This is a genomic window from Pantoea sp. sgz302252 (genome assembly GCF_042610525.1).
In the GTDB taxonomy this organism is placed as follows: domain Bacteria; phylum Pseudomonadota; class Gammaproteobacteria; order Enterobacterales; family Enterobacteriaceae; genus Erwinia.
Window position 1 is genome coordinate 149853 of sequence record NZ_JBHDVM010000008.1, and the last position, 13875, is coordinate 163727.

14 protein-coding genes and 1 pseudogene are annotated in these 13875 nt (G+C 53.9%); 12 read left to right on the top strand and 3 right to left on the bottom strand.

Features of this window, described 5'->3' with window-relative positions; all coding sequences use genetic code 11:
- Window positions 1–6: 6 nt before the first annotated feature.
- The 3 genes from ACETPC_RS15880 to ACETPC_RS15890 all read right to left on the bottom strand — a co-directional run bounded on the left by ACETPC_RS15880 (window position 7) and on the right by ACETPC_RS15890 (window position 1265).
- Complete coding sequence (locus ACETPC_RS15880) at window positions 7–384, bottom strand: hypothetical protein (RefSeq protein ID WP_380182918.1); 378 nt, start codon at window positions 382–384, stop codon at window positions 7–9.
- Window positions 385–386: 2 nt separating this feature from the next.
- On the bottom strand, window positions 387–806 hold the full coding sequence (gene umuD, locus ACETPC_RS15885; protein WP_380182919.1) for a translesion error-prone DNA polymerase V autoproteolytic subunit: 420 nt from the start codon (window positions 804–806) through the stop codon (window positions 387–389).
- 192 nt (window positions 807–998) lie between these two features.
- On the bottom strand, window positions 999–1265 hold the full coding sequence (locus ACETPC_RS15890) for a helix-turn-helix domain-containing protein (RefSeq protein WP_380182921.1): 267 nt from the start codon (window positions 1263–1265) through the stop codon (window positions 999–1001).
- Between the two features lie 108 nt (window positions 1266–1373).
- Here ACETPC_RS15890 and ACETPC_RS15895 point away from each other — a divergent pair, with 108 nt between their 5' ends.
- From ACETPC_RS15895 to ACETPC_RS15950, 12 genes and pseudogenes are all read left to right on the top strand, one after another.
- Window positions 1374–1595, top strand: a complete 222-nt coding sequence (locus ACETPC_RS15895; protein WP_380183053.1) for a helix-turn-helix domain-containing protein — start codon at window positions 1374–1376, stop codon at window positions 1593–1595.
- Between the two features lie 308 nt (window positions 1596–1903).
- On the top strand, window positions 1904–2824 hold the full coding sequence (locus tag ACETPC_RS15900; RefSeq protein ID WP_380182923.1) for a GlxA family transcriptional regulator: 921 nt from the start codon (window positions 1904–1906) through the stop codon (window positions 2822–2824).
- A gap of 135 nt (window positions 2825–2959) precedes the next feature.
- The gene (locus tag ACETPC_RS15905) at window positions 2960–4234 is read left to right on the top strand and encodes an ATP-grasp domain-containing protein (RefSeq protein WP_380182925.1); all 1275 of its coding nucleotides are present in this window, start codon (window positions 2960–2962) and stop codon (window positions 4232–4234) included.
- Window positions 4235–4267: 33 nt separating this feature from the next.
- Complete coding sequence (locus tag ACETPC_RS15910; RefSeq protein WP_380182927.1) at window positions 4268–4852, top strand: cysteine hydrolase family protein; 585 nt, start codon at window positions 4268–4270, stop codon at window positions 4850–4852.
- A gap of 17 nt (window positions 4853–4869) precedes the next feature.
- Window positions 4870–5883 (top strand): hydrogenase expression/formation protein HypE, encoded by a 1014-nt coding sequence (gene hypE / locus ACETPC_RS15915; RefSeq protein ID WP_380182929.1) that lies wholly within the window; start codon window positions 4870–4872, stop codon window positions 5881–5883.
- Between the two features lie 92 nt (window positions 5884–5975).
- On the top strand, window positions 5976–8282 hold the full coding sequence (gene hypF / locus ACETPC_RS15920) for a carbamoyltransferase HypF (protein WP_380182931.1): 2307 nt from the start codon (window positions 5976–5978) through the stop codon (window positions 8280–8282).
- 62 nt (window positions 8283–8344) lie between these two features.
- Window positions 8345–9307: an EamA family transporter gene (locus ACETPC_RS15925; protein WP_380182933.1), complete on the top strand. Its 963-nt coding sequence runs from the start codon at window positions 8345–8347 to the stop codon at window positions 9305–9307.
- 238 nt (window positions 9308–9545) lie between these two features.
- Window positions 9546–10328, top strand: coding sequence for an IclR family transcriptional regulator (locus tag ACETPC_RS15930; protein WP_380182935.1), 783 nt, complete (start codon window positions 9546–9548; stop codon window positions 10326–10328).
- A 13-nt stretch (window positions 10329–10341) separates the two neighbouring features.
- The gene (gene rhmD, locus ACETPC_RS15935) at window positions 10342–11556 is read left to right on the top strand and encodes an L-rhamnonate dehydratase (protein WP_380182937.1); all 1215 of its coding nucleotides are present in this window, start codon (window positions 10342–10344) and stop codon (window positions 11554–11556) included.
- A gap of 10 nt (window positions 11557–11566) precedes the next feature.
- Window positions 11567–12856, top strand: a complete 1290-nt coding sequence (locus ACETPC_RS15940; protein ID WP_380183055.1) for an MFS transporter — start codon at window positions 11567–11569, stop codon at window positions 12854–12856.
- Between the two features lie 13 nt (window positions 12857–12869).
- Window positions 12870–13673, top strand: coding sequence for a 2-keto-3-deoxy-L-rhamnonate aldolase (gene yfaU, locus ACETPC_RS15945; RefSeq protein ID WP_380182939.1), 804 nt, complete (start codon window positions 12870–12872; stop codon window positions 13671–13673).
- A 24-nt stretch (window positions 13674–13697) separates the two neighbouring features.
- Window positions 13698–13844 (top strand): annotated as a pseudogene (locus tag ACETPC_RS15950) (DUF1479 domain-containing protein); the annotation flags it as partial.
- Window positions 13845–13875 lie beyond the last annotated feature (31 nt).

The window sequence follows — 13875 nt, forward strand, 5'->3', positions numbered from 1 at the left end:
ATAATCCTAAATATGCGGTCGCCCTGGCAGGCAGCGCTGACGGGTTGAGATCACTTCCTGAATGACCACGCCAAGAATAGTCGCCTCATGCAGGCCTTTGCCCTCGATCGTTTCGCCTGACATCGTGACAAACTTTTCCGGAGCAAAATGGGCGATAGCCCACTCGCAGCGGCCCGCGATGTCGAGCAGCACGCGGCTGCCCGCTACGGCAGGCCGATAGCGGTCGATAATGCAGAAAAGGCCGTTACAGGCGCTGAGGTAGCAGTCATCATTGGTTGGCACCAGATCCTGCAGCCTGTCGGCCAGGAATTTGAGCTGATGAGAGGCCGCTAATGGCGGCGGTGCGGACGTTGCGCAGGCGCGGTAAACCCGATTTTTCAGCATGCTTACTCCATCGCTTTAATAGTGAAGGTCACGACGCCGAATATCTCTAATTGCTCTTCTTCCGCCAGTTCGATCGGCGGCCAGGCCGCATTCATAGCCAGCAACCTGACACAGGGGCGCAGCTGTAGCTTTTTCACCGTAAACTCGCCGTTAACTGCTGCCACCACAATATCGCCATGTTCCGCAGTAATAGCTTTATCCACTACCAGCAGGTCGCCATCATCAATACCGGCGTCCTGCATAGAGTCGCCGCTGACCCGAATGTAATAGGTGCTTTCCGGCCGCTGCACCAGCAGATCGTTTAAATCCAGGCGCTGTTCAATATGATCTTGTGCGCCGGAAGGCGAGCCGCAGGGGACTCTGGCCAGAAAGAGCGGCAGGCGCACCAGCGCGCGCACTTCGGCAGGACGAAGTAAATTCATGGGGTTGTTCCGTAAATGACTGTATATAAATACAGTATTATCATTTATGGGAAACGATCAAGCCTGGCGAGGTTTTTTTTGGCGGCGGCGACGGCTGAATCAACGACGCAGGCCCGTCGGGCAAGGCATGCCGGGCAGTACAGCAATAATCTGAAAAGGGCGACGGGCAGAAGGGAACGACAGGGGCAGGACTTATGCGTCTTTTTCAGCGCGGGTTTTTAGCCAGAGCGCCAGCAGGGTCTCGGCAAAATCTGCATCAAGGGTATAAAAATAACATTCCGGTACGTTCAGCACTTTAGCGAAAGCGCACATGGTTTCAAAGGTAGGACGATGAATGCCGCCTTCATACTGCGAAACGCGGGAGCGCGCCGTTTCTTCCTCGATGCCCGCCAGGACGCCCAGCTTTTCCTGAGTCAGGCAAGCACGTAGTCGGGCCGCTTTAAGGCGAGCTGGGATCATTCATAGCACCATCAATGTCATACATTGACTTACTGTTTAGCATTACTTAACATCGTAGTTGTTTAGAGATACTCAACAAGTTTTGCCCGACGGAAACGGACAAGGATGATGAAAAAAATCGACAAGGACTGGCATCCGGCAGACATCATTGCCGGGTTGAAAAAGAAAGGCACCTCGCTCTCTGCCGTATCGCGGCGGGCAGGGCTGGCCTCCTCTACGCTGGCGAACGCCCTGAACCGCCACTGGCCGAAAGGCGAAAGGCTGATTGCCGAAGCCCTGGGCGTAAGGCCGGAGAAAATCTGGCCTTCACGTTACCGCTCGCCGTCTTGATGAATGCCTGACGTGCAGTAAACGATTTTTCTTCCCGGCAACAAAGCCGTTAGCCGGGCAGGATCTCGTCAGGTATTTTCAACGCAGTGAACAAAAAACAAACGGGCGCTTACTTTCCTGCTATAGCTAATTAGCGCCTGTGGTTTCCTGCTGCGGCATCTTGTCCGTCAAGGACAGCGACATGTCTGTTTATGGCCTTCAAATTCAACTCATTAACAAGCATTATAGATTTAACAAGAAGCGGTACTGCTCTCAGCCGGAATCTATTAAGATGCAGGCTATCTGGCTACAGACGGAACAAGAGCACCATGAGCGTAGATGTCTTCTTCTTAATATTACCGAATATGATGATGTTGGATATTGTCGGGCCAGCCGAAACGCTGCAGCTGGCAGGCGATCACTTCAAAATTCATTATATTAGCCCTGAGGCGAGCGTGCAGTGTTCGACAGGGATGATGATTGGCGATCTCAAGCCCCTGCCGGAAAAGCTGCCTGAAGGGAGTTTGCTGGTGCTGCCCGGCGTCACTAATTCGCTGGTGGATTTCGATACCGAAGAGGCGTTAGTCACGCTGAAGTGGCTGAAAGGATGGCGGGAAGAGATAAAGCGCCAGGCGTTCAATATTGTCTGCATCTGTTCCGGGGCGCTGTTAGCGGCCAGAGCCGGCCTGCTGGACGGCATCCAGTGTACGACTCATCACGATATTCTGGATCGGCTGCGTGCGCTGGCACCTGCGGCTCTGGTGAAAGAAGACCGCATCTTTATTGAAGATAAAGGCGTTTGTACCTGCGCAGGTATTATGGCGGGCATTGATTTAGCGCTGCATCTGGTTCATCGCTTTTGCAGCCCGCAGGAAGCGATGAAGGTAGCCAGAGAAATGGTGGTTTATTTCCCTCGTGCCGGGGAAGATGCACAAATGTCGCCCTGGCTAAGGTTCCGGCACCACCATCATCCGGTTATTCATCGCGCTCAGGATATTATTGCGATTTCGCCGGAAAAAAACTGGAATATTGAAGAGCTGGCCGCACTTATTCACGTTAGCTCACGCCATCTGTCGCGTTTATTCCGCCAGCATCTTGGTATCAGCGTGCGTGAGTTTCATGAGCAGATGCGGCTGGCGATTGCGCAACAATATATTCAAAGCGGCATGGGCGTTGAAAAAGCCTCGCTGGTAGCCGGTTTTTCCTCCGCTCGCCAAATGCGCCGGGCCAAAATGCGTGCAGAAGGGTAGTCTTAACTTTATAAAAGAATAGCTATCCCCGGAACTGAAATAAAGGCGAATCACTTTCGCCGTCACCGGCACGCCTTTGCCCTGTGAAAATAAATATCATTTAAATTAGCTATTAATAATCAGGGGTGCGCCGATATGGACAATACCAATCAGTCAGCTGTAGCTTTGCAACGTTTCGCCGTTATTGTCGATCCCTTTTCCAGCGGCGCGCTATTAGCCGAAGAATTTAAAAAACGCGGGCTGGAATGTATCGCGCTTATTTCGCAAAAAACAATTCCTGCTGTGTTTGCTGGTTCTTACCGTCGCGATGACTTCTTTATGGAAATCCGTTTTGATGGCGACGCTAAAAAAATTGCTCGGGCGCTAAGCCGCTTAAATATACAGGCGGTGGTCTCCTGTCTGGAAACCAGCGTGGCCTTAGCGGATCGCATAGCGGATTTGCTGGATGTACCGGGTAATAACGTCTTTACCAGCGACAGACGCCGCGACAAATTCGCTATGGGCGAAGCGGTACGCGCGGCAGGCTTACGTGCGCCGCTGCAAAAAATGAGTGCCAGCGCGGATGAGATCCTGCGCTGGGTTGAAGAACATAAGGTCTTTCCGGTAGTGGTTAAGCCCGTGAACTCCGCCGGTTCAGATAGCGTTACCATCTGCAATGACCTTGATGAGGTGAAATACGCCTGCTCGTTGATTTTAGGCAAGCTGAACAAGTTCGAGCAGGAAAACGCTTTCGCGCTGGTGCAGGAGTTTCTGGACGGCCCCGAATATGTCGTGGATACCGTTACGCTTGATGGGCAAACCGTCACCTGCAACGTCTTTGTCTACGACAAGGTAGCGGCAAATAACGTCGCTTTTGTTTATCGCGCTATCCGTGCTCTGGAACTCGACGACCCTGTAGCAAAAAAACTGATCGCCTATAACGATAAGGTGCTTAAGGCGCTGGATATCCACCAGGGCGCGGGCCACAGCGAGATTATTATCAGTAACGGCGAGCCGGTACTGGTCGAAGTTGGTGCGCGTATGCACGGCGGTAATATCCCCGCGGTAGTACAGAAGTGCGCGAAATGGTCGCAAATAGAATTGCTGGTAGATTCTTATGTCGACAGGGCTTCTTTTTATCGTCGTGCTAATGAGCCTTTGCAGCTGGATAAGAAAATACTGATCCACTTCTATATTTCTGGCGAAGGCGGCGAGCTGAAAGCGATTCGTGGGCAAACCGTTGTAGAAAATATGCCCTCCTACTTTGACGCTTTCTGGTATGTAAAACCAGGCGAAGCGATAGCGGAAACCGTTGACCTTTATACCTGCCCGCTAAAAGTTATTCTGACCCACGATGATGTGCAACAGATTGAAAAAGACAAAGAGCTTTTATTAAAGCTCGAAGAAGAGAAGTTAATGTTTGAAGTGTAGCGCTTTCCCTCTATTTTTTAAAAAGGTGAACCAATGAAAAAAATTGCTGTGCTGACCAACGATCTGCAATATGACCTGGTAGAAAAAAATCCTGAACGTATTGCGGCGGTTGATGCCTTTAAAGAACGCTTTGTTTCTTTTATGAATAACATGCGTGAAATGGGCCATATGATTGTTCATCTGCAGCTGGTTAACCTGCCGGACGATCCGAACGTTGAGCGTTACAACGGCTTCCTGCCGGTACAAAAAGGGACTCACGGCGCGGATATTATCAGCGAGTTTTTAGACCCGGCCGATATCGTGGTCGAGAAAAATAAAGACAGCGGCTTTTATGAGACCGAGCTGGATAAAATCCTCAAACAAAACGATGTGGACACGGTAATTATTACCGGTATGCAGACGCAGATCTGCGTGCAGACTACGGCGGCTGATGCGTTCTTCCGTGGCTATAACGTTTGGGTGCCGACCGACGGCGTAGTTTCCGCTCAGGATGAAGATAAGCAGCGCGCGTTGACCTGGCTGGCGGGCTACTGCGCCACCGTCTGTTCCAGCAATGATATTCTGCAGACGCTCAGCGAGAAAGGCCATCTGCCGCGTAAAGAAGTCAAAATTCCCTAAGCCAGAGCGAGCACGAAATGAACCAGCAGGACAAAATTGTTCTCGACCATGGAACGGGCGCAAAATTAAGTCAGGATCTTATTCGCACTATGACCGAGCTTTTGGGCGAGGTGCATATTGGCAAAATGGAAGACAGCGCGATCCTGAATATCGGCAGCGGCAAAATCGCTATGACCACCGACTCCTTTGTGGTTTCACCGGTTTTTTTCGGTAATGGCGATATTGGCAAAATAGCCGTATGCGGCACGGTAAACGATCTGGCGGTGATGGGCGCGAAACCGTTATATATCACGCTGGCGATGATTATCGAAGAAGGCTTTTTAATCGAAGACCTGAAACGCATTGTTATCTCTGTACGTGATACTGCCCGCGAAGCAGGCGTAAAAATCGTGGCGGGCGATACTAAAGTTGTCGGACGCGGCGAGGCGGATAAAATCTTCCTGAATACCACCGGCATCGGCATTTTCGAGCGTGAGCCTTTAAGCATGCAGAACGTGCGCAGCGGCGACAAAATTATTCTGAGCGGCAATATCGGCGATCACTCTATCCATTTGCTCTCTATCCGCGAAGGTCTGGGATTTGAGCAAAGAGTTAAAAGCGATTGCGCGCCGCTGAACAATATTATCGAAGCGTTGCTGAATTCTTCTCTGGCGTCTGCGGTGGTTTCGATGCGTGACGTAACGCGCGGCGGTTTCAGCGAAGTGATGCACGAATATAGCCAGTCGGTAGGGCATGTGGTGCGCTGTGAAGAAGAACAGCTGCCGATCCAGGCCGAGACGCGAATGGCGGCGGATATGCTGGGCGTAAATCCTATCCATTTAGCTAACGAAGGCTGCCTGTGCCTGTTTGTGCGTCCTGAGCAGGCGGATGAAGTGGTCAATTTCCTGCGCGAATTCGACCAGTCAAAAAACGCGGTTATCGTCGGCGAAGTCAGCGCCGAAGCCGGCAGCACGGTTATGATGTGCCAGCCTGATGGCGATGCCTACACCTTAGAACAGCTGGTTGGGGCTGAACTGCCTCGCCTCTGTTAATTTTAAAGCGTTGTTGTAGCGGGCCAGCCTGGTTGGCCCGCCGCTTGCCGTTACCTGTTCCCGATAATAGTGGCTATCCAGCAAAATAAATTATGTCCATACATAAACAAATAAGAGTCAACGGCGTGGTACAGGGCGTTGGTTTTCGCCCCTTTGTGCATAAAATCGCGTTAATAAATAATTTGTCCGGTTGGGTACTGAATGATTCCGAAGGCGTACTTATTGAAGTGCAGGGAAGCATTGAAAACTACGGTAATTTCAAAAAGCAGTTACTGGAAGATAAGCCGCCGATGGCAAGAATTGTCTCCTGTGTAGAGACGACGCCGGAAAGAGTTGCTGATAAATATACTTCTTTTGTGATTAAAGAAAGCCGCGAAAAATTAACCACCATGACGGTGGTGCCGCCAGATGCGAATGTATGCGCTGACTGCCTGGAGGAAATGTTCGATCGTTCGAACCGCCGTTATTTATATCCGTTTATTAACTGCACCAACTGCGGCCCGCGTTTCTCCCTGATTAAAGATATGCCTTATGACCGCAAGCAAACCACTATGGCCTCTTTCGCCATGTGCGCAGCCTGCCAGAAGGAATATCAGGATGTTGCCGACCGCCGCTACCATGCGCAGCCAAACGCCTGCCCGGATTGCGGGCCACGAGCCTGGCTTGCGGACAGTGTAGGACTGGAAATCGCTCACGCTCAGCCGCTGGCCCAGGCCCGCGATATGCTGCGCAGAGGGCATATTCTGGCCGTAAAATCGTTGGGCGGCTTTCATCTTGCGGTAGATGCCACTCAGGAAAGCGCCGTCAATTTGCTGCGCCAGCGCAAACGCCGCGACGGCAAGCCTTTTGCCATTATGGTCAGGGATGTCGCCGCAGCGCGATATTTCTGTGAGGTCAGCGCGGAAGAAGAACGCGTTTTACAATCTCATCAGCGACCCATCGTTATCCTGAAAAGGCGCAGCGATTGCCCGCTGCCCGATGCTATCGCGCCGTCAAATCCTTCGCTTGGCGTCATGCTGCCTTCCGCGCCGCTGCATTATCTATTGCTGGATGACGCAGAACTGCCGGCTCTGGTCATGACCAGCGCTAATCGCTCAGGTAACCCGATAGTGTTCCGCAATGAAGATGCAGTTGCTGAGCTGGGACAGATTGCGGATGGCTTTGTCCTGCATAACCGCGATATTCATACCCGCGTTGACGATTCTTTGGTGCGGCTGGCGCCAACCCGCTGCGGGGAAACGCTGACTATGCTAATCCGGCGCTCGCGCGGCTATGCGCCTTATCCGGTGCAGGTTCGCCAGCAGCTACAGCCGATTATGGCGGTGGGCGCGGAGCTGAAAACCACGCTGGCGCTTGCCAGCAAAGATCAGGTCTTTCTCAGCCAGCATATTGGCGATCTTAAAAATGATAAGGCCTTTAGCGCGCATGAACTCTGTGGGAAAACGCTTGGTCACTTATTAGATATTCAGGCAACGGCCAGGGCGGCGGATTTGCATCCACAGTTTCGCTCTGCGCGCTATCTCGCAGAGCGTGACGATCTGCCGCTTTACCGCATTCAGCATCATCACGCGCATATGGCTTCCTGTATGGCAGAGAACGGGCTGGAAGGGCTGACCATCGGCGTGATATTTGACGGCACCGGCTATGGCGATGACGGCACCATCTGGGGCGGTGAATTTCTTCTGGGCGACTATCGGGAGGCGCGTCGCGTCGCCAGCCTGCATCCGTTTGGGCTGCCGGGCGGTGATAAAGCGGTTAAGGAGCCTTATCGCGTGGCGCTAAGCCTGCTGTTCGAAACCTTTGGTGATGAAGCGCGTCATCTGCCGCTGCCGTTTCTCCAGGCGCTGGAAGCCGACCAGATCAATGTGCTGCTGACCATGCTAAAGCGCGGCGTTAACACCGTAAAAACCACCAGCATGGGGCGGTTATTTGACGGCGTGTCGGCACTGATTGGCGTGCGCGGCAAAATTGATTACGAAGCTCAGGCCGCTATTGAGCTGGAAGGCTTGCTTGGCCGCGATCTTGCCGAGGCGGAAGTTTTCACCTGCGAATTCGTGGCAGATCAGGAATTGCTGCGTCTTGATTACCGGCCGATGATTGCCGAAATAGTAGCCTGTTTGCTTGAGGGGACGCAGAGCGCCGCGCAGCTTTCGCGCCGCTTCCATGCCACTATGGTGGCAGCCACATACCAGCTATGCCAGCGCCTCGCTAAGGCCCATAACATTCACCAGTTCGTGCTCAGCGGCGGCGTATTTATGAATGAATATTTGTTGGCTAATACCTACACAGCGTTAAAACAGGGCGGCTTCGCTGTTTATGTACAGCAGCAGGTTCCGGCTAACGATGGCGGTATTGCTTTAGGGCAATTAATGGTCGCTAACGCCCGGATGACCATGTAAAACAGCAGCCCCATCTGCAAAGGTGGGGCATGACGATGTGATAAACAGACAGGGGAAAGAATATGGAAAACGTTACCAGCCAGAAGGGCAGCCGTTTTGGCGTCGGCTATATACTGATATTTAACCTCCTGTCAGGTATCCAGGCGGTTTATCTGTCGGGCCTGCTGCAAAAGGCAAATCTGTTCGCCACTATTACCATTACTTTTTTCTTTGTCAGCGTTTTCTTTATGGGCGTCTCTTTCTTCTATAAAAAGAAAGAGCAGCCTCAGGCCGCGCCTGAGTCAAAGTTTTATAACGTGCTGGCTATCAATCTGACTACGGCGGGAAGCTGGTTGGGCTTTTTTGTCGCCTTAAAATATATTGAGCCAGCGGTGGTCTCAGCGCTGGCGAACGCAATAGGCCCGCTGCTGATGCTGTTTATTACGGTGAAAATCTACAAAAGCGACAGGCTAAGCCGTGCGGAAGCGTTTGCTGCGACAGGCGTTTTTGTCTGTATGCTGATGATGATCCGTTCTACTATCAACGGCACCAGCGCGCTGGGGAATATTTCAAAGGAGCATGCCATTATCGGGATCGGCATGGCTTTTCTGTGCGGGCTCTCTATGGTGCTGAACACCGTTTTTTCAAAGCGGTTAAATAACCAGGGCGTAAAACCGCACAGCATCATGACGTTTCGTTTTGTGCTGATTGTGCTGGTTGGCGCTTATATCGCGGGCTATCAGGAGATTTGGGCTACGCTGCAGCAGTACTGGCTAACCTTGCTACTGGTCGCGCTGCTGGGCAACGTTTTGCCGCTTTATATTCTGCAGGTCGGCATCAGCAAGGTGCAGCCTTTGGTGGTCTCATTTGCCTTAGTGCTGGCACCGCTGTTCTATTTTCTGTCGCAGCAGTTTAGCCAGCGCGTGGCGTTTTCAGCAGAGACGCTGACCTGGATCCTCTGCTCGCTGCTGCTGCTTTCCTGGGGAATAGTAGCGAAATCCCGGGCAAAAAATCTGCTTGCGCAGAGCGTAGAGGTGAAAGAGTAAGAGAGAAGGCCGGTGGGTTTTGGCCCGCTGGCTATTTAAACGAAACCGCCGCAAAAATAATTTACCCGCATCCAGTCCAGCCCGTTGTACCTGCAGTCGGACGATCTGTGCACCGTTTCACACTTTTATTCCGCATGCGCTCCAGCCGGCTGGACTCGGCAAAAGCCTCGATCCGCTTCACAATTTTTAGCTGCGGCTGCCGCAACACTGAGTCCACTATTCAGGAGTGGAGTCCAGCATGGTGGAATCAAGTAAAGTGCCCGCGCTTACCCGAGCGCTGGATATTCTTAATCTTATCGCCCGTATCGGCCCGTGCAGCGCCGCGACCATAGTTACGGAACTGGCTATCCCTAAAAGCACGGTCTATCTGCTGCTGGGAGAGTTAAAGCGACAGCGTTTTCTCAGCATGGACAGCCACGACAACTACTGTCTGTGGACGGCGCTGGTGGAGCTTGCCGGCCACGCGCTCAACAAACTGGATCTGCGCGATACCGCCCGTCCGGCGCTTACCCGACTGATGCACGAGACCGGGCTGCTTTGCCATCTTGGCATTATCGATCGGGAAAACGCTTACTACATCCTCAAAATCGAATCTTCCTCAACCATCAGCGTGCGCTCGCACGAGGGAAAAAGCCTTTCGCTCTACCGTTCCGGCATTGGCAAATGCCTGCTGGCCTGGCAGCCCCCGGCAACGCGGGAAGCCATTATCAGCCAGCTGAAATGGGAGCAGGCCACGCCAACAACTATTACCGGGCCGGAAAGGCTCAGGGAAGAGCTGACTCTGATCCGCACGCAGGGCTGGAGCTTTGACCGTGGCGAAGATTTCCCGGACGTGCGCTGCGTGGCCGCGCCAATCTTCAATGCCCGCCATGAGCTGACGGCGGCGATTTCCGTGGTCGGCACCCGGCTGCAAATCAATGACGACAACCGTGATTATCTGGCAGGCAGAGCCATTGCCTGCGCCAGGGAGATCTCGCGTTTGCTCGGCTGGAAAAGTCCTTTTGAACAACAGGCCTCATAACAAGGAGAACAGCATGACTTTACCCAAAATCAAACAGGTGCGGGCATGGTTTACCGGCGGCGCAACGGCAGAAAAAGGCGCGGGCGGCGGCGATTATCACGATCAGGGCTCGGGCCACTGGATTGACGATCATATCGCCACGCCAATGAGCAAATACCGCGACTATGAGCAGTCGCGCCAGTCATTCGGCATCAACGTGCTGGGCACGCTGATAGTAGAGGTCGAAGCGGATAACGGCCAGACCGGCTTTGCTGTTTCAACGGCGGGCGAGATGGGCTGCTTTATCGTGGAAAAACATCTTAATCGCTTTATCGAGGGTAAATGCGTTAGCGATATCAAACTGATCCACGATCAGATGCTTGGCGCCACTATGTACTATGCAGGATCCGGCGGTCTGGTGATGAACACCATTTCCTGCGTGGATCTGGCCTTATGGGATCTGTTCGGCAAAGTGCTTGGCCAGCCGGTATATAAACTGCTTGGCGGCGCGGTACGGGATGAAATCCAGTTTTACGCTACCGGCGCGCGTCCCGATCTGGCGAAAGAGATGGGCTTTATCGGCGGGAAAATGCCGACGCACTGGGGGCCGCACGACGGCGATGCCGGTATCCGTAAAGATGCCGCGATGGTGGCGGAATACCGTGAAAAATGCGGGCCGGATTTCTGGCTGATGCTGGACTGCTGGATGAGCCAGGACGTGAATTACGCTACGAAACTCGCTCACGCCTGCGCGCCTTACAACCTTAAATGGATAGAAGAGTCTCTGCCGCCGCAGCACTATTCCGGCTATGCGGAGCTGAAGCGCAACGCGCCAGCGGGCATGATGGTGACCAGCGGCGAGCACCACGGCACGCTGCAATCTTTTCTCACGCTCTCCGAAACCGGTATCGACATCATGCAGCCGGATGTCGGCTGGTGCGGCGGCCTGACTACGCTGGTCGAGATCGCCGCCATCGCCAAAGCTCGCGGGCAACTGGTGGTTCCGCACGGCTCTTCTGTCTATTCCCATCATGCGGTGATCACTTTTACCAACACGCCGTTCAGCGAGTTCCTGATGACCAGTCCGGATTGCTCGGCGCTGCGTCCGCAGTTCGATCCGCTGCTGCTGAACGAACCCGTGCCGGTCAATGGGCGTATCCATAAATCCGTGCTGGATAAGCCGGGATTTGGCGTCGAGCTTAACCGGGACGGCAATCTGATACGTCCTTATCAACACCAGCCGCTGTAAGGAGTCGATGATGAATAGCGCTTTGCTTGAGGGCGCGGTGAAAAAAAATCGCGCGCACCTGATCCCTTTTATGCTCACGCTGTACGTGCTGGCGTTTCTGGATCGCTCCAATATCGGTTTCGCTAAAGAAGCTTACCAGCTTGATACCGGCCTCAGTAACGAAGCCTATGCGCTGGGCGCGGGGATTTTTTTCGTGATGTACGCCTTCCTTGGCATTCCGGCGAACCTGCTGTTGTGCAAACTGGGCGCACGCAAATGGATCGGCTGCACCACGCTGCTGTGGGGATTTTTATCGGTGGCGATGGCCTGGGCGGACAGCGAAGCGAAATTCTTACTGATCCGCACGCTGCTTGGCGCGGCGGAGGCCGGCTTTTTCCCCGGCATGATCTACCTGACCGCGCAATGGTTTCCACAGCGCAACCGCGCCAGCATTATGGGGCTATTTTATATGGGCGCGCCGCTGGCCCTGAGCCTCGGGTCACCGCTTTCCGGCGCGCTGTTGGAGCTGCACGGTTTTCTTGGCTATGCGGGCTGGTTCTGGATGTTTGTGATTGAAGGAATGCTGGCAGTGCTGGCCGGAGCCTTTACTTTCTTCTGGCTGGATGACTCGCCGCAGCAGGCACGTTTTCTCAGCGTAGAAGAGAAACAGGCGCTGACGGCCCAGCTGGCAAGCGAGGAGCAGCAAAAAGTCACTTCGCGTTTTGCCGATGCGCTGCGTAGTGGGCGCGTCTGGCAGCTGGCGATGATCTATATGGCGATTCAGATCGCCGTCTACGGCCTGATTTTCTTTCTGCCGACCCAGGTCGCGGCGCTGCTGGGCACCAAAGTCGGCTTTACTGCTTCGCTGGTCACGGCGATCCCGTGGGTTGCTGCGCTGGCGGGCACCTTGTTTATCCCACGCTATTCTGACCGCACCGGCGAAAGGCGCATTATCGCCGCGCTGACGCTGCTGGCCGCCGGGATCGGCATAGGCATTTCCGGGCTGGTCTCGCCGCTTTTCGCCATCCTGGCGCTGTGCGTGGCTGCCGTTGGTTTTATCGCCGTTCAGCCGGTTTTCTGGACTATGCCGGGCCAGCTGCTTTCCGGCACCGCGCTGGCCGCCGGAATTGGTTTTATCAACCTGTTCGGCGCGGTTGGTGGCTTTTTGGCGCCTCTTATCCGCGTAAAGGCGGAAAGTTTTTTCGCCAGCGATGCCGCCGGCCTGCTGGCGCTGGCGGGTGCCGCTTTAATCGGTACGCTGCTTATCTTCCTGCTGGGCGTGCGCCGCAGCCTCGCTCCCTCTACCCAGATACGCTACTGAAATAAGGAAAAATATGAATCAGGTTCTCGCTAATCCTTTTAAAGCCGGATTACAAAACGGGGAAGTGCAGATTGGGCTGTGGCTAAGCTCTACCTCTTCTTATCTGGCGGAGATTGCCGCCACTTCTGGCTATGACTGGCTGCTGATAGATGGCGAACACGCGCCCAACACGGCGCAGGATCTTTATCATCAGCTACAGGCGATAGCGCCCTATAACAGCCAGCCGGTTATCAGGCCGCTGGAAGGCAGCCGCGCGCTGATTAAACAGGTGCTGGATATCGGCGCAAGAACTCTGCTTATCCCGATGGTCGATGATGCAAAGCAGGCGCGTGAAGTGGTTGCCGCCACGCGCTATCCGCCTGAAGGCGTGCGCGGCGTGGGAGCCAGTGTTGCCCGCGCGGCGCGCTGGGGAAGGGTAGAGAATTATATGGCGCAGGCTAACGAAGAATTTTGTCTGCTGATGCAGATGGAGAGCAAAGCCGCGCTGGAAAATCTGGATGAGATCCTCGAGGTAGAAGGCATTGACGGCGTATTTATCGGCCCGGCAGATCTGTCCGCTTCGCTTGGCTATCCGGATAACGCGGGGCATCCTGAAGTACAGCGCATCATCGAGCAGAGCATTCGCCGTATTCGCAACGCGGGCAAAGCCGCCGGTTTTCTGGCGGTCGATCCGGCGATGGCGGAAAAATGCATAGAGTGGGGCGCGAATTTTGTCGCTGTCGGCGTGGATACGATGCTCTACAGCGAAGCGCTGGATAACAGGCTGGCGATGTTTAAAAAGCGGAAGACGACGAAGGAAGTGAAACAAAGCTATTGAGGTTTTGCTTCTACCTATAATGCTGCCTGTGCGGCTGCTGTGGCCCGCGCGCTGGCGTCCGGCGAATCACCAGCCGACTTTCCAAAAGAAAATTATGAGGTTAGCTGGAAAAAGCGTTTCACTCCCGACCAGCTCAACGCCAACGGACGCCGCAGTCTCGGGCTGGGCTGAATGTCTTTCGGGCGCAGCAACGTGCGCCGCG

Excerpts from the sequence above, each read along its gene's own strand:
- ACETPC_RS15905 (WP_380182925.1), top strand. The coding sequence starts at position 2,960 with ATGGACAATACCAATCAGTCAGCTGTAGCTTTGCAACGTTTCGCCGTT.
- ACETPC_RS15900 (WP_380182923.1), top strand. The coding sequence starts at position 1,904 with ATGAGCGTAGATGTCTTCTTCTTAATATTACCGAATATGATGATGTTG.
- ACETPC_RS15940 (WP_380183055.1), top strand. The coding sequence starts at position 11,567 with ATGAATAGCGCTTTGCTTGAGGGCGCGGTGAAAAAAAATCGCGCGCAC.
- ACETPC_RS15895 (WP_380183053.1), top strand. The coding sequence starts at position 1,374 with ATGAAAAAAATCGACAAGGACTGGCATCCGGCAGACATCATTGCCGGG.
- hypF (WP_380182931.1), top strand. The coding sequence starts at position 5,976 with ATGTCCATACATAAACAAATAAGAGTCAACGGCGTGGTACAGGGCGTT.
- ACETPC_RS15930 (WP_380182935.1), top strand. The coding sequence starts at position 9,546 with ATGGTGGAATCAAGTAAAGTGCCCGCGCTTACCCGAGCGCTGGATATT.
- ACETPC_RS15890 (WP_380182921.1), bottom strand. The coding sequence starts at position 1,265 with ATGATCCCAGCTCGCCTTAAAGCGGCCCGACTACGTGCTTGCCTGACT.
- ACETPC_RS15880 (WP_380182918.1), bottom strand. The coding sequence starts at position 384 with ATGCTGAAAAATCGGGTTTACCGCGCCTGCGCAACGTCCGCACCGCCG.
- ACETPC_RS15925 (WP_380182933.1), top strand. The coding sequence starts at position 8,345 with ATGGAAAACGTTACCAGCCAGAAGGGCAGCCGTTTTGGCGTCGGCTAT.
- hypE (WP_380182929.1), top strand. The coding sequence starts at position 4,870 with ATGAACCAGCAGGACAAAATTGTTCTCGACCATGGAACGGGCGCAAAA.
- ACETPC_RS15910 (WP_380182927.1), top strand. The coding sequence starts at position 4,268 with ATGAAAAAAATTGCTGTGCTGACCAACGATCTGCAATATGACCTGGTA.
- umuD (WP_380182919.1), bottom strand. The coding sequence starts at position 806 with ATGAATTTACTTCGTCCTGCCGAAGTGCGCGCGCTGGTGCGCCTGCCG.
- yfaU (WP_380182939.1), top strand. The coding sequence starts at position 12,870 with ATGAATCAGGTTCTCGCTAATCCTTTTAAAGCCGGATTACAAAACGGG.
- rhmD (WP_380182937.1), top strand. The coding sequence starts at position 10,342 with ATGACTTTACCCAAAATCAAACAGGTGCGGGCATGGTTTACCGGCGGC.